This window comes from Pseudohongiella sp. O18 (assembly GCF_021729085.1).
In the GTDB taxonomy this organism is placed as follows: domain Bacteria; phylum Pseudomonadota; class Gammaproteobacteria; order Pseudomonadales; family Pseudohongiellaceae; genus Pseudohongiella.
Genome location: NZ_JAJSAR010000001.1, coordinates 1634049 through 1653769, shown reverse-complemented (window position 1 = coordinate 1653769; position 19721 = coordinate 1634049). Strand labels below are relative to the sequence as shown.

The 19721-nt window shown below is 55.6% G+C and carries 13 protein-coding genes; 6 read left to right on the top strand and 7 right to left on the bottom strand.

Annotated features, from left to right (window positions below):
• Window positions 1–15: 15 nt before the first annotated feature.
• Complete coding sequence (locus LVD14_RS07255; protein WP_237133357.1) at window positions 16–1209, top strand: multidrug effflux MFS transporter; 1194 nt, start codon at window positions 16–18, stop codon at window positions 1207–1209.
• Window positions 1210–2034: 825 nt separating this feature from the next.
• Here LVD14_RS07255 and LVD14_RS07250 read toward each other — a convergent pair.
• The 3 genes from LVD14_RS07250 to LVD14_RS07240 all read right to left on the bottom strand — a co-directional run bounded on the left by LVD14_RS07250 (window position 2035) and on the right by LVD14_RS07240 (window position 5113).
• Window positions 2035–3699, bottom strand: coding sequence for a Na/Pi cotransporter family protein (locus LVD14_RS07250; RefSeq protein ID WP_237133356.1), 1665 nt, complete (start codon window positions 3697–3699; stop codon window positions 2035–2037).
• 83 nt (window positions 3700–3782) lie between these two features.
• A complete protein-coding gene (locus LVD14_RS07245; protein ID WP_237133355.1) occupies window positions 3783–4688 on the bottom strand; it encodes a CopD family protein in 906 nt (301 codons plus the stop codon).
• Window positions 4689–4699: 11 nt separating this feature from the next.
• Window positions 4700–5113, bottom strand: a complete 414-nt coding sequence (locus LVD14_RS07240; protein WP_237133354.1) for a copper resistance protein CopC — start codon at window positions 5111–5113, stop codon at window positions 4700–4702.
• A gap of 190 nt (window positions 5114–5303) precedes the next feature.
• Between LVD14_RS07240 and LVD14_RS07235 the strand changes: the two genes are divergently transcribed.
• On the top strand, window positions 5304–5954 hold the full coding sequence (locus tag LVD14_RS07235; protein WP_237133353.1) for a carbonic anhydrase: 651 nt from the start codon (window positions 5304–5306) through the stop codon (window positions 5952–5954).
• On the opposite strand, the gene LVD14_RS07230 is transcribed toward LVD14_RS07235, so the two are convergent.
• A complete protein-coding gene (locus LVD14_RS07230) occupies window positions 5936–9046 on the bottom strand; it encodes an efflux RND transporter permease subunit (RefSeq protein ID WP_237133352.1) in 3111 nt (1036 codons plus the stop codon). The two genes, LVD14_RS07235 and LVD14_RS07230, sit on opposite strands and share 19 nt — an antisense overlap.
• A gap of 16 nt (window positions 9047–9062) precedes the next feature.
• Entirely contained in the window at window positions 9063–10403 is a 1341-nt protein-coding gene (locus LVD14_RS07225) for an efflux RND transporter periplasmic adaptor subunit (protein ID WP_237133351.1), read from the bottom strand.
• A gap of 338 nt (window positions 10404–10741) precedes the next feature.
• Between LVD14_RS07225 and speB the strand changes: the two genes are divergently transcribed.
• From speB to LVD14_RS07205, 4 genes are all read left to right on the top strand, one after another.
• Window positions 10742–11701: an agmatinase gene (speB, locus tag LVD14_RS07220; RefSeq protein ID WP_411268269.1), complete on the top strand. Its 960-nt coding sequence runs from the start codon at window positions 10742–10744 to the stop codon at window positions 11699–11701.
• A 17-nt stretch (window positions 11702–11718) separates the two neighbouring features.
• Window positions 11719–13668, top strand: a complete 1950-nt coding sequence (gene speA / locus LVD14_RS07215; protein WP_237133349.1) for a biosynthetic arginine decarboxylase — start codon at window positions 11719–11721, stop codon at window positions 13666–13668.
• Window positions 13669–14400, top strand: a complete 732-nt coding sequence (locus tag LVD14_RS07210) for a 2OG-Fe(II) oxygenase (protein WP_237133348.1) — start codon at window positions 13669–13671, stop codon at window positions 14398–14400.
• Between the two features lie 119 nt (window positions 14401–14519).
• Complete coding sequence (locus tag LVD14_RS07205; protein ID WP_237133347.1) at window positions 14520–16277, top strand: pyrroloquinoline quinone-dependent dehydrogenase; 1758 nt, start codon at window positions 14520–14522, stop codon at window positions 16275–16277.
• Here the strand turns inward: LVD14_RS07205 and LVD14_RS07200 are convergent.
• Both LVD14_RS07200 and LVD14_RS07195 read right to left on the bottom strand, forming a co-directional pair.
• On the bottom strand, window positions 16256–17548 hold the full coding sequence (locus tag LVD14_RS07200) for an EAL domain-containing protein (protein ID WP_237133346.1): 1293 nt from the start codon (window positions 17546–17548) through the stop codon (window positions 16256–16258). The genes LVD14_RS07205 and LVD14_RS07200 overlap by 22 nt on opposite strands.
• Window positions 17497–19656, bottom strand: a complete 2160-nt coding sequence (locus LVD14_RS07195; RefSeq protein WP_237133345.1) for a TonB-dependent receptor plug domain-containing protein — start codon at window positions 19654–19656, stop codon at window positions 17497–17499. The genes LVD14_RS07200 and LVD14_RS07195 overlap by 52 nt, the downstream gene beginning before the upstream one ends.
• Window positions 19657–19721: the final 65 nt, after the last annotated feature.

The following is a 19721-nucleotide window of genomic DNA, read 5'->3' as shown; positions in this document are numbered from 1 at the left end:
CGGAAATAATCTTACATGTCTGACTCCCCGCGAGAATTCTCACGCGGCATGATCGTGCTTTTGGCGGCAGCATCAGCCCTTGGCCCTGTTGCCATGCAGATCATGCTGCCTGCCATTCCGATCGTGCGCGAGACATTTGAAGTATCAACGGGCACCGCGCAGCTCACCCTTAGCCTGTCGATGCTATCCATCGCCATAGCAACACTGATCTATGGACCATTGTCGGATCGCTACGGGCGCCGGCCAGTGATGCTGGCTGGCATATCAATCACCGTCATCGGCTCCATTCTCTGTATGGCTGCTGACAGCATTGGCTGGCTGATTTTTGGGCGCATTGTGCAGGCAGCCGGCGGCGCCGTGGGGCTGGTTCTGGCTCGCGCCATTGTGCGCGACACCTACCCCGCCGATCGCGCGGCAAGTGTCATTGCGACCCTCGTCATGGTGATGGTGGTCATGCCGATGCTGTCCCCCCTGGTGGGTGGTGAACTGATGATCCGGTTTGACTGGCACAGCATTTTTTACCTGGTTGCTGCCATCAGCCTAACGATGCTGTTTGCCATGCAGCGGGCCTTGCCGGAAACACTCAAAAAACAGACACCATTTACGGGTGTCGGCAGCATGCTGAAGGGTTTCGTGACTTTGCTGCGCTCGCGCATCTTCAGCGCCTACGCCATGAATGTCGCCTTCGTCTCTGTGATGTTCTTCAGTTTCATCGCCGCCGCACCAGAAGTCATGGTATCGGTGCTGAACCGGCCACCCAACGAATACGGCTACTACTTCGTGCTGATCCCTTCTGCCTTTATGGCCGGAAACTACGTGGCCCGCTGGCTCTCAACCAGATTTGGTGTCAAACGCATGATCACTAGCGGATCGTGGCTCAGTATCACAGGCATTTCAGTCGCACTGATCCTGCATCTAAGCGGTCTGCTGCACCCGCTCGCACTGTTCATGCCGATTGCGCTGACCACGTTCGGGAATGGGATATCGCTACCCAATGCGCAGGCGGCGGCGATCAATGAGTTCCCGGATATGGCTGGCAGTGCGTCGGGGCTGACGGGTTTTCTGCAGATGGGTTTCTCCGCGGTGGCGGCGCAGCTGGTTGCGCTGATGTTCAACGGCACGGTCTATCCGATGCTGCTGCTGATGCTCACCGCGGCAACCCTGTCGCTGGTCAGCTTCTACATCGCTCAACGGCACACCTCTCGCTGATCGCTTGCAGTCCGTAATTTGCGCACAATTTGAGAGCGGTCCGGGTAGCGGGTGGCAGATCATGCCCGGATCGCATCCTTGCACCGGACACCCGGCGGGGGGGAACTCGACTTCGCGACTGCGTCGCTCAGGACTCAGACAGTCCCGCCCGCTGATCGGGTGTCCGGCACAATGATAGACGCGCCAACCGCCATGGATGGCGGGAATGCAGGTTTTGCAGGAGCAAAAACCTGCCTGATTGGGCATGATTCTGCCACCCACTACCCTGCCCTTGTGCCAGTTTCGACACTGTCTATCATCAAAGGCTCAATCAGAATTCACGATTGGTAAGCGCGAGCCAAAAGGGATACACAATGTACTCTGTAGTTGGGATGGCAATTCGGCCACAGACCTCTTCGTTCGGGCTTCTGCGCCGTGTCCAGACAGAGTCGGCGCCTGTTGCAGCTTTGTTGCGATTGACGATGGCACAAGGGGAGGAAGGAGGGTGTCAGCAGCTCGCCCAATCAGGGCGCGCTTTATCCTTTTGCCTGGCGACCGATCAGCGGGTAGGACTGTTCGAGTCCCGAGCCCGCGTAGCGTGCGAGGTCGAGGCCCGCACCGCCGGGCGCCAGGTGAAAGGATGCGATCCGGGCGAGATGTGACACCCTTCTTCCGGACCGCTGCCTTTAAACAAACTGAGGCCAAAGTTGCCGCAAGATGCGGCACCTTGGTTCAATCGAGGCGGCGGGGACAGGGTGGCAAGGAGCGAGGAAAACCTGACGAGGACTGCCACCCTGGTTCCGGCGCCGGAAGCGATAAGGCACCAGATGCTCCGGAGTCGACGTGTCAGAGGCCGGCGTAGGCTTCGATGTAATTTACCGAGTGATTCTTGATGTGCTGCAGAGACATGAACATGTCACTGAACGTCTGCGCCGTAACAGCCGGATACTGACCTGCGCGCAGTCGATCCAGGTGTCGGTCACGCATCTGCTTGCCCAGTTTCTTGATCGGACGTGAGTCCTTGATCAGCGCTCGGACTGAGTCAACATCAGCGTCCTCGTGGCGGGCCTTGAGAATTGCCTTGAAGTAAGCCTCAACATCGTTGAAGAAAACCATGATGTCCTGCCAGGCCTCTTCGCCGATATCTTCATTGCGCTTGAACAATCGGCTCCGATAGATACTGAAGGCCTGCAGAGCATCAGCAATACTTTCGATTTCATCCGCCATCCGCATCAGACCATAGGAGCGTGCCGACTGCTCCTGGCTGAGATTACCGGTCATCACAATAGTGATGAACTTGATCATCTCTTCTTCGATGTTGTCGGTGATGTCTTCCAGATGATTGATGCGTTCAAACATCTTCTTGTCGTGACCATTGCCGAGCACGTACTCACGCGTTGTGGTGAACATCTCGCGCGTAATCTCGACCATGTTGTCCATTTCCAGGTCGGCCTGCTGCAATGCAACCTCGGGCGCCATGGTAGTGCGGTTGCCCAGATACTTGAGTTTGTGCTTTTCCTTCTCGGTTTTCTGCGGTACCAGCCAGATAACAGTTTTGGTCAGGAAACCGATGAAAGGTACCCAGATCAGCACGTTGATCACATTGAACATGGTATGAGCTACAGCAATGTGGAAACCGATGTAGGGACGCATGCCTTCTGCATCCAGCTCATCAGCCGCGCCACCAACAATCAGATCAACAAACTGCACGTACCAGGGGAACACGGCCACCAGTACTATCGCGCCCAGGATATTAAAGATGGCGTGGGCGCGCGCCGCCCGGATCGCTGACGTGTTGGCACCAATGGCGGCCAGTTGGGCCGTAATGGTGGTACCAATATTTTCGCCAATAATCAGAGCGACCGCCGTATTGAAATCGATAACTCCCGTCGTGGCCAGAGTAATGGTAATACCCAGCATGGCTGAGCTGCTCTGTACGATAACTGTCAGCAGGCACGCCAGGACCACGCAGGCCAGCAGACTGAACAGTGAATCCGCATCGAACAGGTAGAGATAGGAGATGAAAGCTTCGTCTGTGCGCAGCGGCACGAATGCGCCACTCATGAACTCCAGGCCAGTAAACACCAGGCCGAGTGCAACAGACGTCTTGCCCAGCGTCGCCAGCCACTGCCGCTGTGCCGCAAACATGGGATACATGCCCAGCGCTATCAGAAACAGGCCGTACTTGCCTACTTTGATTGAGATGATCCAGCCCGTGACGGTCGTACCAATGTTGGCGCCGAGGATGACACCAATGGCCTGCTTAAGCTCCATCAAGCCGGCGTTAACCAGACTGACAGTCATCACCGTCGAGATCGAGCTGGACTGAACGAAGACAGTGATACCCAGGCCGGCAAGCACCGCCATCACCCGATTACGGGTTAGCGACGCCAGGATGCGCTTGATGGCTTCCTGCCCGCTCGATTGCAGTGACTCCGACAGGTACTTCAACCCGAGGAAGAAGATTGCCAGTCCACCCAGCGCGGTATATGTAATATCGAAGTAGTTCATTTGGGGCGCAGTCTAGTAAAAGCCGCCGGATATTACAATTTGTTTTGTGACAATTTTTTTACAATAGCGCTAAAAACAACAGATTAGCGGACCGGACCCTCCACCGTTGTCATCAGTGCCGTTACCACAACAACAGCAACAGCCAGCACAATCTCCATCATAATAGTCAAACGCAGTCCCTTGACGGCTCCATGCCTGCTCTGTGGCTCAACCAGACGAGCAACCCAGAAGAACTTATTAGTGGCTCCCAGCGCCATCAGGAGTGCCACCAGCGTCAGCTTAAGCAACAGGAAACGTCCATGAGTTGTAGTCAACAAGGCGCTGAAACTCCCCAGCAGTTGCCAGGCCATCCAGACTCCACTGACGACCATCAGGCCCAGAAACAGCCAGCCAAACTGACCAAACTGGCGCAGCAACAATATCAACCTGCCAGGATAACGATCACCTTGAAATGCCTGCTGACACACCCACAAAAGCGGCAGCAATGAGCCGATCCAGACAGACACTGCCAGCAGGTGCAGCACCGCTGCAACACGCGTTGCCATGTCCAGTATGTTGACATGGCCAAGCACGGCGACTGACACCGCCAGAGCGGTGCAGCCAAGGAGACCAGTGATGAAAGCCGCTGCTATCCAGCCATGAAATCGTGAATGGGTGTCAGCAAGCCAGATGGTGGCCGCCGCTATCAGAACCAGCGCAAACCCTGTCAGGCGCCAGCGCAGCCCTTCACCTAGCGTAGTCTCCGCCAGGATGACGCCCAGTTGCATGTCGAACATGCCGGAAAAGCTTTGCTGATTGACCTGCCCGATCTGAACAAGAAAAAACAGACACACCGCCAGCAGACCCATAACAGTAGCAGGCAGCAGGTAGCGGACGGTGATCGCCTTAAGCGGATAAAGGAGGGAAATGAACAGGCCACCACCGGCGGCCAGCATGGCCATATAAACCAGAGACTTGGTCACCAGGCTGGCCAGCAGCCACGCTGTCATACTAGGTCAAATCAGTGGTGGTGGTGCTCTGCGCCATGCGAATGTTGTTGCATTTGTGCTCCGCTGGCATTTGGGTTCACAGTAAATCCAAAGCTGTCGCTGACGGTATGGCCATCCGGTCCGATAATTGTCCAATTGACCGTGTGTGCGCCTGACATCAAAGCAGGTAGTTCGAAGCTGAATTCAGCTGAGGCAGTCGTGACCGCTTCAAAGCCTATATCCATCTCGTGAGCGGCACCATGAACCAGAGTCAATCGCAACAGTCGGACAGGCTCATTGAATGTCAGCGTCAGTGCTTCCGGGCTGCTCACCTCACTGCCATTCCCCGGCATCGAGGCAATCAGAGTCCCGTGCGCGAATGCCTGTCCGATCAGGCCAGACAGTAACAACGCGACAGCCATGCTACGAATCATCATCAGTTTCATGATACATCCTCATCAATCATTAGGTCTGGCCTCTGATCTTACGGGCCGGTTTCTGAATTCTACCTGAACGTCCTGTGGATTACAGCGCTGGCGCTGTGGCATTTTGTCGCAGTCGAGTACTGAATCAAACGTCCCAGTCGGATACAATACTGCGATCTGCACACAGGGAATATAACAAGCGAGCACGATTATGACAGACAAACTACTGGACGGGTACAAGCGCTTCAAGGCCGGTTACTACGCTGAAAATAAAGACAAAATCAGGGAGGCAGCGCAAACGCAGACGCCCTCTTACGTTCTGATCACCTGCTGTGATGCCCGACTGGAGCCGTCACGTATTTTTGACACCGAACCAGGTGATCTGTTTGTGATCCGCAACGTCGCCAATCTGGTTCCGCCCTATGAAGAACAGGGCTCCTACCACGGAACCAGTGCGGCACTGCAGTTCGCCATCACTGTGCTGGAAGTACCGGAAATCATTGTCCTGGGCCACTCCCGTTGCGGCGGTATTCGCACGCTGGTCCAGCAGGGCGACAAGCTGGATCAATCATCATTCATCGGGCGCTGGATGTCGATCATCGGACCGGTCTCGAAACTGGCTGATCGTCAGAAACTGGAAGACCCCGCAACTTACGCAAGATGTGAGCAGGCGGCGGTGGGGTATTCACTGTGCAACCTGATGACATTTCCGTGGATCGCCAGCCGCGTCAAGGACGGCAAGCTGCGTCTGACTGGCTGGCACTATGACATTTACTCCGGTGCACTGAAAAAAGTGCATGACCAGGACACTATCAGCACCATCATTGAGGCTTCCGAGGATATTCAGCCAGCGCTGCTGTAGCCCTGGCTGGAAGATGCGTCACCACGTGGCAGACGCCTGGCCAAACGCTCTTTGGCCGAGTGCACTGCCACGTAAACAACCGGAATCAAGACCAGCGTAATCAAGGTCGAAGCCAGCAGGCCGCCGACCACAACCCGCGCCAGTGAGGCCTGCATTTCTGCTCCCGCCCCGACACCAAGCGCCAGCGGCATCAGCCCCAGCACCGTTGTCGCGGTTGTCATCAGGATGGGACGCAGACGCAGATGGCCAGCCTTGACGACAGCGGGCACCAGATCCATCTTCTCTTCACGGCGCATGATATTAATGTAGTCCACCAGCAGAATGGCATTGTTCACAACAATACCAATGAGCATAACCATGCCCATGAAACTTTGCATGTTCAGGGTCGTGCCGGTGAGAATCAGGGTGGGTACCACGCCGACGATCGCAAGCGGCACAGAGGCCATCACAATCAGAGGGTCGATAAACCTCTCGAACTGGGCCGCCATTACCATGTAGATGAGGATCAGCGCCATGGCGATGGCCATGATGAAGTCTGCCTGAGCCTTCATCTGCTCCTCGTATTCGCCACCGTATACAATCGAGAAACCCTCGGGAAGCGCCATCTGGGCCAGGTCAGCACGAATCAGCGCGACGGCGTCTCCCAGTGCAACACCATTTTCCAGGTTGGCATTAATGTAGGTAACGCGCTGGCCATCGATGCGCCTGACATCCGTTGGGCCCCGACCATAGCTGGTAGTCACCAGCGATGACACTGGCACGACTGTGCCATCCGCCGCCCGGACCGAGATATTATCGATGTCCTGCACGTTCAGACGGTCTTCAGGCCGCAAGCGGACATTGATATCTATCTCATCGCCCCGATCGCGGAATACGCCGGCACGAGAGCCACCTATGCTGGCCTGGATGGCACGACTGATATCAGCAGCGCCAATACCGAGAGACGCCATTCGCTCCCTGTCAAAAATCACACTTTGCTCGGGCCGACCTTCAAGCCGGCTGAGATTGACGTCAGCAATACCCGGCAGTACTTCAACACGACGTTGAATCCCCTGTGCTATCTGCTCTGCCTGATCCAGATCATACCCGCGCAATTGTATCTGTATGGCGTCATCGCCACCCGAACCAAAAATTCTACGCATGATCCACATGCCAGACTGGGCGCGCACCCACACGCGCATGCCCGGGATGGCCGATTCGATTCGCGCACGGATATAGTCGGCCAGTTCTCCTGAGTCCATCGTTCGCTGACCCAGGTCAACGAGCGTCAATTCCAGCTCGGCATTACTGTTGCGCACGTCTCGCGTGTAGTTAACGACATTTTCCCAGGGCACGATATTGCGGATGATGGTGTCCATTTCCATCATATAGGAGTGCAATATCGCGATGTTGGTGCCCTCGTCCATGCGCATACCGATACTGATGGTATCTGCCTCCGTCTGCGGGGTCAGTTCATAGGATATGAAGCGCAGGCTGAAAACTGAACCGACCACAAGTACCGCTGCCAGACCCACAACAATCAGTTTGTGACGCAGCGCCCAGGAAATGACACTTTCGTAACGGTTCTCCAATGACTGCAGGACGCGCTCATTGCTGCTGAGCTGGGTTCGTTCACTGTCGGGTTTGATGGTTAAAAAGCGGCTGGCCAGCATCGGGACCAGCGTCAGCGCGACCAGCAACGAACAGACCAGAGCAAAGACAACCACCAGCGCCATTTCCTGGAACATGGTGCCGGTCAGTGTCTGCATGAATACCACGGGCAGGAAGATCACAGATGTCGTGACAGTAGAGGCAATCACTGCACCGGTAACCTGGCGCGTACCGCGCTGTGCCGCGCGTTTGAGCCGGGCGCCGCCCTGTCGGTGTCGAACAATATTCTCTATCACGACAATCGCGTTATCGACGATGAGACCGACACCCAGCGCCAGTCCCCCGAAACTCATCTGATTCAGTGTCAATCCGCCAAAGTACAGCAGCGCGAATGTGGCGATGATGGCGATAGGAATGGAGACAGAAATGATGCCGGTAATTGAACCGTTGCGGAAAAACGCCATCAGTACAATAACCGCCAGAATGCCACCCCAGACTGCGGAGTTGCGAACACTGTCGATTGACTCCTGGATAAATTCACTCTGATCGGTCACCACAATCATGCTCAGATCATTGCGTTCCAGATTGACGCGTTCTACCTCCCGGCGAATATCCTCAGCAATAGCTACCGTGTTGGCACCGCTTTGTTTGCGTATGCCCATACGGATCATCGGAATGTCGTCGATCTCGATGTAGCGGCCAATGTCGGCACGTGCGTACTGAACATCGGCTACGTCCTCGACACGCACCGGGACGCCTTCCACATTACGGATTACCACATCACGGATCTGCTCGACGTCGGTGAACTCGCCAATGGATCGGACGTACAGATCGGACAAACCGCGCTGCACGTTACCGCCCGGGGCATTGTTGCCTTCGGCGGCAATCGCAGAGGAAATGTCGTTCATGGTCAGACCACTGGCAAGCAGCCTGTCACGCCGTACTTCCACCCGGATCTCACGATCGATACCACCCCAGACATCTACGGCACCCACGCCACCAATCTGCTCAAAGCGGCGACTGAGATCACGCTCCATGATGGTGGTCAGGTCCATCAGATCCATGTCTGATTGCACACCCAGAATCATGATGGGCGAATCGTCAGGGTTGAAGCGATTGATGCGGGGTGGATCGGCGTCTTCAGGCAGACTGCGCCGCGCCCGGTCCAGTGCTTCGCGGACGTCATTGGTGATCACATTGATGTCGGTCCCCTGCGCGAAGCGCAGAGTCACAGAGCCCTGGCCCTCACGGGACGTTGAGGTCATCTGTTCGATGTCTGGCACAACCGCCAGCGCATTTTCCAGTGGTTCGGTGACCAGCAACTCGATGTCTTCGGGCCCGACATTCGGATAACCAACCTGAACTGATAATTCTGGCAGTTCGATGGGTGGTAACAGGTCAACGGGAAGGTATCGAAACCCCAGGGTACCCAGGGTGATAATGATCAGGAATACCATCGTGGTGGCGATGGGACGTTTAATGGAATTAGCCGTAAGTGCCATGGATGTTTACCCTTGCTCAGCTTTCGGCAGCGTTGTTACGATCGTCCCGAGCCGCATCGATGATGTCGAAAATATCCCGGCTCTGCATGCGCTGTAACGACATCATATGGTTCCATTCCATGACCCGGGCGCGCGCCTCGGGCACATTACCCGTCAGCATGTTCTGACCAACCGTTACAACCCAGTCACCTTCCTGCACGCCACGTACGCCGGACGCCATGCGACCACTGGCGATCACGGTGACAGGCACGAATCGCACCGCAGCCGGAGGAGAAACCGCAGGGGCGCCGTCGACTTCAACCACAGGCCGAAACTCTTCACCAGGCGGCGACATGACATAGACGCCCTCCTCGCCGGTTCGCGGATTTCGATACAGCGCACTGTTCGGGATCAGCACAGCTTCGGCAGATTCGCCGTAGAGTACATCCACGTTAAGGAACATGCCCGGTCTCATCAGACCATCCGGGTTGGCCATGTCGATATAGGCCTGAGTGCGCAGCGTGCTGGTATCAAGGAAAGGAGAGATTCTGGAGATTTCTGATTCAAGGACGACATCAGGCCAGTTTTCGGAATAAAGATTGACTGTCATCCCTTCACGAATGAAATTAAGCTGCCGCTCAGTGATCAGAACCTCAATTCGGACCTCATCCATATCACCGATCAGAAACAGGCGTGAACCGGTATTCACGATCTGGCCTCGCTCGGCATTACGCTGGCCTACAGTGCCGCTGATCGGCGCTCTGACCGTGGTATTCAGAAGCTGCAGCCGGCGCTCTTCAAGAATGGATTGTGCCTGGCTTTCCTGGGCTTCTCTCAGGTCGACGTTGGCCCTGGCCACTTCTACTTCAACCTGGATGCTCTCCAACGCTGAAGCAGTCTCCAGCTGCCGTGTGGTTAATTCCTGCACGCGACGCATCTGGCTTTCCAGCACCTGCAGATTGGCTTCTGCCTGACGGGTTTGCGCCCGCGCGATATCCAGGCCTGCCTGCGCCTGCTGATAACGTTCGACATACTCGTCGTCACGCAGCTGCACCAGTGGGTCGCCTTCGTTCACGAAGTCGCCATTGTCGATGTAGATTTCGGTGATCGGGCCCGCAACTTCGGGATAGATCTCGGTCTGACTGCGGGCACTGACCCTGCCCGTCAACCGCTCTTCCAGCGGCAGTGCACCGCGACGCGCTACAACAACTTCAACCGCCGGGATGACCTGCGCGCCACCCGGACCGAATCCGCCTGGACGTCCTGGCCGGTTATCTGCCGCCTGTTCCTGCTCTGAGCCACAGGCTACAAGCAGACTCAAACCGGATACCAGCAGGCATGTTCGGGTCAGTCTGTGGATCGTGCTTAGATGCGTCATGATAGTCCTGAATACGCGACGATGATCGGTTATGGATCAATCTTAAAGAATTAACAGGAGTATCCCATGCCGTCTGTCGCGATAAAGGGAGAATTCGTGGAAAAAGTGTTACAACTCTTGACACTCAAGGACATTAAGTCCGTTTTTTGTCCTATTTTCCGCCTAGATCGATTACATATCTCTTTTTGAACTAAAACGCGCAAAATACCCATCTTTCAGGTGAGCAGATCACTCACTGCGCCTATCGCCCACTTGGATTTGGCAGGTAGGTAGTTTACCTTTAACACGCATTCGAAAGACGTTTGATGACAGACATCAAGCGATTCCTGAGGACAAACATCAGTATGGGTAATAGTTGGGACAACGCAATCACGGGTCAGCCGGGCACCGGAGCCGTCAATTCGCACAGCTTTGGTGGCGCCGTCAGTTTCTTCCGTACGCCATTTGGCCGGGATCTGACCGGCATTGATGTGGCCGTCATGGGCGTGCCCTTTGATGTGGCAACCACGAATCGTTCCGGCGCCAGGCTTGGCCCGCGAGCCATCCGCAACGCCTCTCTGTCGCTGGCATGGGAACGCCCCTGGCCATGGAAAACCGATCCCCTGGCAGCACTGCGCGTTGTCGATTATGGTGATTGCGAAAATCGTCAGGGCGGCGGTCTGGCCAGCATCAAGCATATGCAGTCGTGCATCAGTGAGATCCTGGATCAGGGGACGGCCACGCTGCTGCTCGGTGGTGATCATTTCATCTCCTATCCAAGTCTTGTTGCGCACCACAAAAAACACGGTCCGATCGCGCTGATCCACTTCGACGCACACACCGATACCTGGCCCTCATCTGGCGAGGGTGTCAATCATGGCACTATGTTTTACAAGGCTGCCAAAGAAGGCATCGTGCTTCCGGAACATTCCATTCAGATTGGCATCCGGACTACCAACGACGACACGCTGGGCTACGACATCGTTTACGCGCCTCAGGTTCAGGACATGACAGCCGCTGCAATCGCGCAGCGCATCAAGGAGCGCGTGGGCAATCACCCAGCGTACATTACCTTCGATATCGACTGCCTTGACCCGGCTTTTGCTCCCGGCACCGGCACCCCCGTCCCCGGTGGACTGTCGTCGCTGCAGGCACTTAGCATCATTCGTCAGCTGCAGGGCATCAACCTTGTGGGGATGGATGTTGTTGAAGTTGCCCCAGCCTACGATCATGCGGAGATGACTGCGCTGGCAGGTGCGCAGATCGCCATCGAACTGCTGGCACTTTACGCTGACTGCAAAGCCGCAGATAACAAATAACGACAAGGACTCAATTCATGACAGAAACCTCTTCATCGCCGTGGACTCTGGACGATGCCCGCGAGCTGTACTCAGTCGATGTCTGGGGCGACGGCTTTTTCAGTATCAATGATCAGGGCAATGTCAGTGTGCGCCCAATCGAGGATAACCCTGAGCTGCGCATTGATATCAATGATGTGGTGGCCGAGGCACTGGAGAGCGGCTCGACGTTGCCTCTGCTGGTGCGTTTTCAGGACATCATCAGCTCCCGCGTCAGGCGCCTGAACCGCAAATTTCGCGAAGCAATCGAGGCAGCCGGGTACGACGGCAGCTATCGCAGCATCTTTCCGATCAAGGTAAACCAGCTGCAGGAGGTTGTCGCCGAGGTCATGGAGGCCGGGCGCGAGTTCAATAATGGTATCGAATGCGGCTCCAAGGCCGAATTGATGGCCGCGCTGCCGCTGATCGGCTCGGATACGCTGCTGCTGTGCAACGGCGTGAAGGACCATGTGATGCTGACCCTGATGCTTAACGCTCAACAGCTCGGGCAGCAGGTGGTTCCCATCATTGAGAAGTATTCTGAATTTGAACAGTTGATGATTCTGGCCGACCAGCGACAGATGTCGCCAAGGCTGGGTGTGCGGGTCAAACTGAACACCCGGGGTGCGGGACGCTGGTATGAGTCCGGTGGCGCACGATCGAAATTCGGCCTGACGGTGCCTGAGCTGCTGCGCCTGGTCAAAACGCTTGAAAAGCGCAACCAGGGCCAGTGTCTGGAACTTCTGCATTTTCACCTCGGCAGCCAGATATCAGATATCCAGGTACTGCGCAGCGCCGTCAAGGAAATTACCCAGATCTATGCTGATCTGGTACTGCGCGGCGTCAAAGTCCAGTTCCTGGATGTTGGTGGTGGCCTGGGCGTCAACTACGGTGGCGACTATGATAATCCAGAGTCTTCGATCAACTATGGGCTCAGGGAATATGCCAATGTCATTGTCTACGCCGTCAAAGAGATCTGTGACGAGCGTGGGGTCCCGGTTCCGACCCTGCTTTCAGAGAGCGGCCGGGCGCTGACAGCACATCATTCAATGCTGATCATTCCGGTGCTGGGCGTCCACCGCCCGGACAGTCCGCCAATGAACGATGAGCCGCCTGCAGATTCCCCGGCCGTTGTCACCCGCATGGAGACTGCGTTTCAGGAGGCCAGCGAGACAGATGTCACCGGCATTCTGCTGGAGTGCTATCACGATGCTCGCGAGATTCGCGAGGAGGCCGATCAGTTGATGCGCCTTGGCTACCTGACACTGGACCAGCTGGCACACACTGACAGCCTTTACTGGAGCACCTGCCGCGAGGTGTTGCACAAGCTGGCAGAAGCTGAGCTTGCCACACCGCCGACTGAGCAACTTGAACTGGAAGAACAGCTGACCGACCTGTACCTGTGTGACTTTTCAGTCTTTCATTCCATTATCGACCACTGGGCGATACAGCAGGTGTTTCCGGTGATGCCGCTGCACCGACTCAACGAGCGGCCGGAGCGGCGCGCCCAGGTTGTCGACCTGACCTGCGACTCGGACGGTAAAATCGACCAGTACGTCTGTGGCAACACCAACACCAGCTGGCTGCCTTTGCACACGCACAGGCATGGCGAAGCATACCACCTTGGCATCTTCCTGGTCGGCGCCTACCAGGAAATTCTGGGAGATGCCCACAACCTGCTGGGTCGGGTCGATGAAGTGCATGTTTACGCCCGCGATGACGAATCAGGCAATTTCTGGATAGAGGAAACACTGAAGGGTATCAGTATCAAGGACATGCTCAGCCAGGTGCAGTATTTCCCAAATGACCTTGACCGTCGCATGACCGAGCTTATCCGCAAACAGATCAACGCTGGCATCATCAAAGCAGCCGAAGGCTCACGCATCCTTAATAATTACACGCGGCGCCTTGACGAAAGCACCTACTGTACAACAGAGGTCGTTCGTTAAGTGAGCATCGACATCAATACTGAGTTCAGCCCCGAGCTCGTCCATCAGCAATACGTTTTGGACAGACGTGTCCGTGTCGCGAATTTCCTGAAAGCGGATGATGCAAGCCAGCTGTTGCAGACACTGGCTCGGGAAACACCGTTCAGCAGCGCCTTCAATATTGATGGCGACAACGGTGTATTGAGCGATGCCGAGATGCGTCAGCTTTCCAATGACCAGATACAAAGTCTGCAGCAGAAAATCCACGAAAATGCCAGCCGGGGTTCAGGTTTTCTGTACGGCCGCCACGATATTACTGGCCGGAGCGCAGTGGACACCCCTGCTGCGCTCACGCAATTTGCACAACTCATCAATGCCGAGCCTTTTCTGGAACAGATCAGACAGATCAGTGGTCATGCTGACATACTGGCAGCCTCAGCTCAGGCAACACGTTATCTGCCAGGCAATTTCCTGACGCGACACAATGACTTTCACCCCAGCGAAGGCAGACGGGTCGCCTATGTCATGAATTTTTCACCTCAGTGGCACCCCGACTGGGGTGGCATGCTGCAGTTTTTTCAGGATGACGGCACGCCTCGTGACGCCTGGGCGCCGCAGTTTAACTCGCTGGTCCTGTTCGATGTTGCCCATGTGCACTCAGTCACATTTGTCGCGCCCTTCGCCAAAACACCTCGTTTCGCGGTGACTGGCTGGTTCCGCACCAAACCTCTGGAGAATCAGACCGGGTACTAATATTTACCTCAATGGCACTATTCTAGGACGCAATTATTCGTTATAACCGGAGTCTGGACCAGTCAGGCAGTCAACGGTTCCAAAATAACAATAATGCTCTTGATAATAAGGTGCCCGGAATGATCCACAGATTTGTCAAACCACTCGCCTGCGTGACTCTTACCACATTATGCTGGTACCTGCCTGCCGTTACGGCCGCAGAGTCGAAGCCACTACTTGATCAGCTCAGCCCGGTGAGTGACGCCATGCTCGCAGATCCGCCAGCCGGAGACTGGCTGATGTGGCGCCGCACCTGGGATGCATACGGATTCAGCCCACTCGATCAGATCAACACCAGCAATGTTGGCCAGTTGCAGGAAGCCTATAGGGTGCCACTGCCAGCCAGTTCAAATACGCCGACGCCCATCGTTCACGATGGAGTGATGTTCCTGGCCAACGGCGATGATCGTCTGTACGCGCTCGATGCAGCTACCGGCGATACACTCTGGCAATATCAGCACCCTACTCGTGAGGGCGCAGTCCCCAGCTCCAAGTTCGGCGTAGCACTTCACGGCAACAAGGTCATCATGCCGACCAACGACATGCAGCTGGTCGCGCTGGATATGCGCAGCGGCGAGATAATCTGGCAACACAGCATCGCTGACTCTCTGGTAGGCCGACGTGGCCATACGCTAAGAGCGACGCCGATCATAGCCAATGGCAAAATTATCCAGGGCGTCAATGCCACCATGGTTCCGGAGGGTGGGTTCATCGTTGCTCTTGACCTGGAAACCGGCGAAGAGTCATGGCGTTTCTATACCATACCGCGACCCGGTGAACACGGCGACAACACCTGGAACGGACTGGAGCTGAGCGCCCGCAGCGGCGGCTCGGTGTGGATGCCGCCAACCTATGATCCGGAACTGGATCTGGTCTACTTCGGTACCGCACCAACATATGACACAGCGCCGCTTCTGCATCCAAAAAACGACGGCGAAGTGACAGCAGATGCGCTTTATACGAACTCGACGCTGGCCATCAATGTAAGCTCTGGGGAGTTGGCCTGGCATTACCAGCACAACGCTAATGATCAGTGGGATCTCGACTGGGTTTATGAACGTCAGGTTGTTAACGTGCCAGTCAATGGTCAGATGCGCAAGGCCGTGATTACCGCCGGCAAAATGGCTCTGTACGATGCGCTGGACGCAGCGACCGGAGAATATCTGTATTCCGTAGATCTGGGTCTCCAGAATCTGATCACGGCAATCGACCCGGAAACGGGTGCCAAAACCATGGCTATCAATGCCAGACCCAATGCAGAAACAACACAACTGGTATGCCCGTTCGCTGCCGGCGGACGCAACTGGCAGGTCAGCTCGATCAACCCGGACACCGACATTCTGTTTTTGCCAATCACACAAATGTGTATGAACGGCGGCCCGGTTGGCGGCCAGAGTATTCTGTCGACGGGTGCCGCGCTGAACCCGACGCCAGTTCCTGGCCAGGAGGGTCAGTTTGGCCGCCTGCAGGCCATGAATGTGAAAACACGTGAACTGCTGTGGGACTTCAGGGAGCTGGCACCACCCACCACTGCTATAGTGGCAACTGCCGGCGGCGTTATATTTAGCGGCACACTTGATCACCGCTTCAAGGCTCTGAGTCAGCAGGACGGTTCCTTGCTGTGGGAGGTCAATACTGGCGACATACCTGCTTCATTCCCGGTCACTTACATGGCTGATGGACGCCAGCATATTGCAGTGGTTATTGGCCAGCCTACCATTCACGCGGGCACATTCATGGGCGCCGTGATGGCAATGACTGGTGGACCTGAGGGCCCAATGGGACAATTGCAGAGTCAGGGGGCTGCGCTTGTGGTCTACGCGCTCCCTGCAGAATGACCGGACTGCTTACCTCGCTGTGGGCGTGTACGCGCCCACTGCAGAGCCGCGCTTCCTGACATTGGGCGGGTAATGTAAAAGCCCTGGGCTGCATCGCAACCGATGTCGCCCAGCATGCCCAGTGTCCAGGCATCTTCTACGCCTTCCGCAGTCACGGTCAGACCCAGTGTGTGAGCGAGACCAACTATAGCCTCAACAATCTTGCGTGACTCCTGCGACTGCGGTGCAGTCATTACAAAAGACTTATCCACCTTCATTTCAGAAAACGGCAGTCGCGCCAATTGCGTCAGAGAGGAGTAACCCACTCCAAAGTCGTCAATCGACAGGCTGAAGCCCTTTATCCGCAACTGTGTCAGATATTCCAGGACCAGCTCCGGATTCTCAAGACTGCTGGTCTCCGTCACTTCGAGGATAATCTGGCGCGGATCAATGCTGTAATGGTGACATTGGCTGACCAACCATAACGGTGTGTCAGCTTCTGCCAGCAGTCGGGCAGACATATTCAGAGCAAGTTTGACATCCGGGCTGGCAAAATTTTCACTCAGCCAGCACATGGCCTGGCTGAATACAACTCGGCTCAATGGGCCAATCAAACCAGACCGTTCGGCAAGCGGTATGAAGGCGTCCGGATAAATCATTCCCTGACTGGGATGCTGCCAACGGGCCAGACATTCAAAACCAACCAGTTCGCCACTGCCGCAGGCAATTTTGGGCTGAAAATGCGGGGTAATTTCATTCTGATTGATGGCGCGACTTAATTCGGTGTATGCCGTTGAGCGCTGTTGCTGTTCAGACTGTAACGCCCCCGGACTTGTTTCCGCGCGCGACTGCAGCAGCATTTTTTTGAGTTCATTGGCAGAAAACGGCTTTGGCAATATGCCGGACAGTCGCAAGCCTTTTTCCCGGGCTATTCGCGCGGCCGCATCCAGAACACGACCTTCGAGACCGCTGCTGATAATGAGGTTACATTCGCAGGACAGCCCGGCAAGCTGCTTGAGTGTTTCAATACCGTCGACTTCAGGTATCTGCAAGTCAATTACAAGATGCGTTGGCTGAAAATCGTCCAGCCTCGCGAAAAATGATCGGGCATCAGTCGCAGATAAGGTTTCAAAACCGGCCGTTCTGGCTATTGCACATATAGTGAAGTTGACGCTTTCATCATCGTCCAGAACAAACAGCCGCAATCCGTTAGCTGCGGACATCATCTCAAATCTGGCTCCTAGAATGTAGAACTGACACTCAAGATCAAGCGGCGATACCTGCTGCTGCATGAGTCTTCGATTCTGCTCAACTCACCATCAATTGTTGACGGCTCGTATCGGTAGCGGGAGCGACATCTGGACTGCCCCAGGGTATTGTCCGATTCCAGTCGAACAGTGACGTCATCAAAAAACACTCTGGACACAAACATATCCAGAGAGGGTTGATTATCATTGCGCGTAATCGTGGTGACGTCAATATCGTACTCACCCCCATGGAAAGGGTAACGGTAGTCAAAGCCATAACTTAATGCCCAGGCTGTCACATCGTGCCTAAAGCCCAGTTCCGCTTCGCCCCGCCGGTTGATACGTTCTTTGGAGCCAAGGAAGGGGTTGGTGATCTGGGAATCGAAGATGTTGAGCTCTGCCGACACGATTGCGTCGGGTACGCCCAGGAAGCCCAGGCGAAGGCTGGCATCGTTGAAAATTCCCCACCGCGTCGCGGGCCCTACGTTACCCTCAGCTGACAGTGGCTCATTGGGGTCGACTGTTGCGTTGATGTTGCCAATGTAGTTTTCAATATCACGATAGAAGATGCGCGAATTGACCACCCCGCTGTCATTTGGCAGCCGGTATTCCAGCCCCAGTTCGTATCGCAGCTCCTCCTGCGGCGTCAGTTCGGGGTTCCCGGCATCCGTGTTCTGTTCACGGTCATCGTCGTTGACGGTGGCTGCAAATGAAGAAAAGCTGAGCTGTGAGACCTCTTTGGCCGCCGTTGCACGTAACTGCAATGACTCGGTGAAATTGAAACGATAGTCAATGGAGGGCCGCAAATAGTTGAACCGGCGACTGTTGTCGACAACACCGGACTGGGAAATCTCGGATGACTCGTACACCAGACTGGTTTCCAGGGTACTTCTTGGGCTCAGAACCCAGTTGTGAAACGCAAAACCCTCGTAACGGACTTCCTCGACGGTCGTGCCCGCATTTGACAGAGATGGCTGGGGGTTCAGGCCTCCGTAGCGCTCGGATGGCGGCAGAGATCCACTGCCCGAATGTCGCGAACCGACCAGCAGACTTGAATCCAGACGGGTAACGGCTCTTTCAAGTCCGACACGCAGATTCTGATCAGACGTTAACGGAAAGCTGTAGTTGCCTTGCACAATGCGCTCACGTGTGCGCTGATCAGAGTCGATAAACAGTGTCTTGTTGTTGACGTCAGCCACCTGTGCAGTGTCAGGATCGGCACGATACCGCTCGCGCTGCTCATCCCGCGTCTGGTCTGTGGCGACGAACAGCAATTGCGCGCGGTGCCCGTTGGCGAAGCTGATATCGTAGTCACCGCCAACTTCCCAGTTGCTGTGATCATTGTCAGTCTGCTCATATTCCAGATAATCTCTGAAATCGCGGCTGACCCGGCGCGGATACCCTGAATCGCCATAGAGCACATTCAGTTGCGCTCGCTGGTTGGCCCATTGATACCCTATATTACCTGCAATCTCGAGTATGTCCTGATCGCGGACATTGCTTTCAAAAAGGGATCCAATAGGCTGTCCGGCCGGGTCATATTGAAGCTCTGTGCTCTCGCGGTTTTCGTAATTGGGGCGCGCTTCAATGTTGATCAGCCCCTGCAAATTGCCGATTTGCCTGCTGTGCGATACTGAAGCACCTGCCTCTGCTGTCTGATCATGATTCCAGCGCCCAACAAGCTCAACGGTCGTGCTGGATCGGCTGTTGGCATCTGCCAGAACCACGTTGACGACCTGACCGGATCCGCGAACATCCAGCTCGGCAGACGTACCCCTGATGATTTCGATACGTTCCACCTCCTGGGCAGCAATCCGGTCAAGCTGGTCGCGGGGTGAATTCTCCTTACCTGCCATACGCTGACCGTTAATCAGCACGTCGCCCCCAGTACCAAGGCCCCGACCACCGCCGCCACCGCCACCGCCACCAACCGACACACCAGGTATCCGATCCAGCATGTCACTCACAGATACCGGATTGTAGGGTGTGAAAAAAGAAGCCGGATAGATGACAGTGCCATCGGTCGCAGCCTCTAGTGCGGGGGATTCAGTGGAAAGTTCAGCGGTATTTTCCTGCGCTTGTGCAGAGCTCATGCCCCACAACAGGCTGGTGCTGGCAAGCATGAGTATTGGAACGGTTTTTACATTGAGCATTGGTTCTCCCACTTCGCCGAAGAGATTCCCATCCTACCTAATAGCTGACCGGCCTGTTTGTTACA

What these genes read in the sequence shown, in the direction of transcription:
- LVD14_RS07255 (WP_237133357.1), top strand. Translation starts at nt 16, where the DNA reads ATGTCTGACTCCCCGCGAGAATTCTCACGCGGCATGATCGTGCTTTTG.
- LVD14_RS07250 (WP_237133356.1), bottom strand. Translation starts at nt 3,699, where the DNA reads ATGAACTACTTCGATATTACATATACCGCGCTGGGTGGACTGGCAATC.
- LVD14_RS07245 (WP_237133355.1), bottom strand. Translation starts at nt 4,688, where the DNA reads ATGACAGCGTGGCTGCTGGCCAGCCTGGTGACCAAGTCTCTGGTTTAT.
- LVD14_RS07240 (WP_237133354.1), bottom strand. Translation starts at nt 5,113, where the DNA reads ATGAAACTGATGATGATTCGTAGCATGGCTGTCGCGTTGTTACTGTCT.
- LVD14_RS07235 (WP_237133353.1), top strand. Translation starts at nt 5,304, where the DNA reads ATGACAGACAAACTACTGGACGGGTACAAGCGCTTCAAGGCCGGTTAC.
- LVD14_RS07230 (WP_237133352.1), bottom strand. Translation starts at nt 9,046, where the DNA reads ATGGCACTTACGGCTAATTCCATTAAACGTCCCATCGCCACCACGATG.
- LVD14_RS07225 (WP_237133351.1), bottom strand. Translation starts at nt 10,403, where the DNA reads ATGACGCATCTAAGCACGATCCACAGACTGACCCGAACATGCCTGCTG.
- speA (WP_237133349.1), top strand. Translation starts at nt 11,719, where the DNA reads ATGACAGAAACCTCTTCATCGCCGTGGACTCTGGACGATGCCCGCGAG.
- LVD14_RS07205 (WP_237133347.1), top strand. Translation starts at nt 14,520, where the DNA reads ATGATCCACAGATTTGTCAAACCACTCGCCTGCGTGACTCTTACCACA.
- LVD14_RS07200 (WP_237133346.1), bottom strand. Translation starts at nt 17,548, where the DNA reads ATGCAGCAGCAGGTATCGCCGCTTGATCTTGAGTGTCAGTTCTACATT.
- LVD14_RS07195 (WP_237133345.1), bottom strand. Translation starts at nt 19,656, where the DNA reads ATGCTCAATGTAAAAACCGTTCCAATACTCATGCTTGCCAGCACCAGC.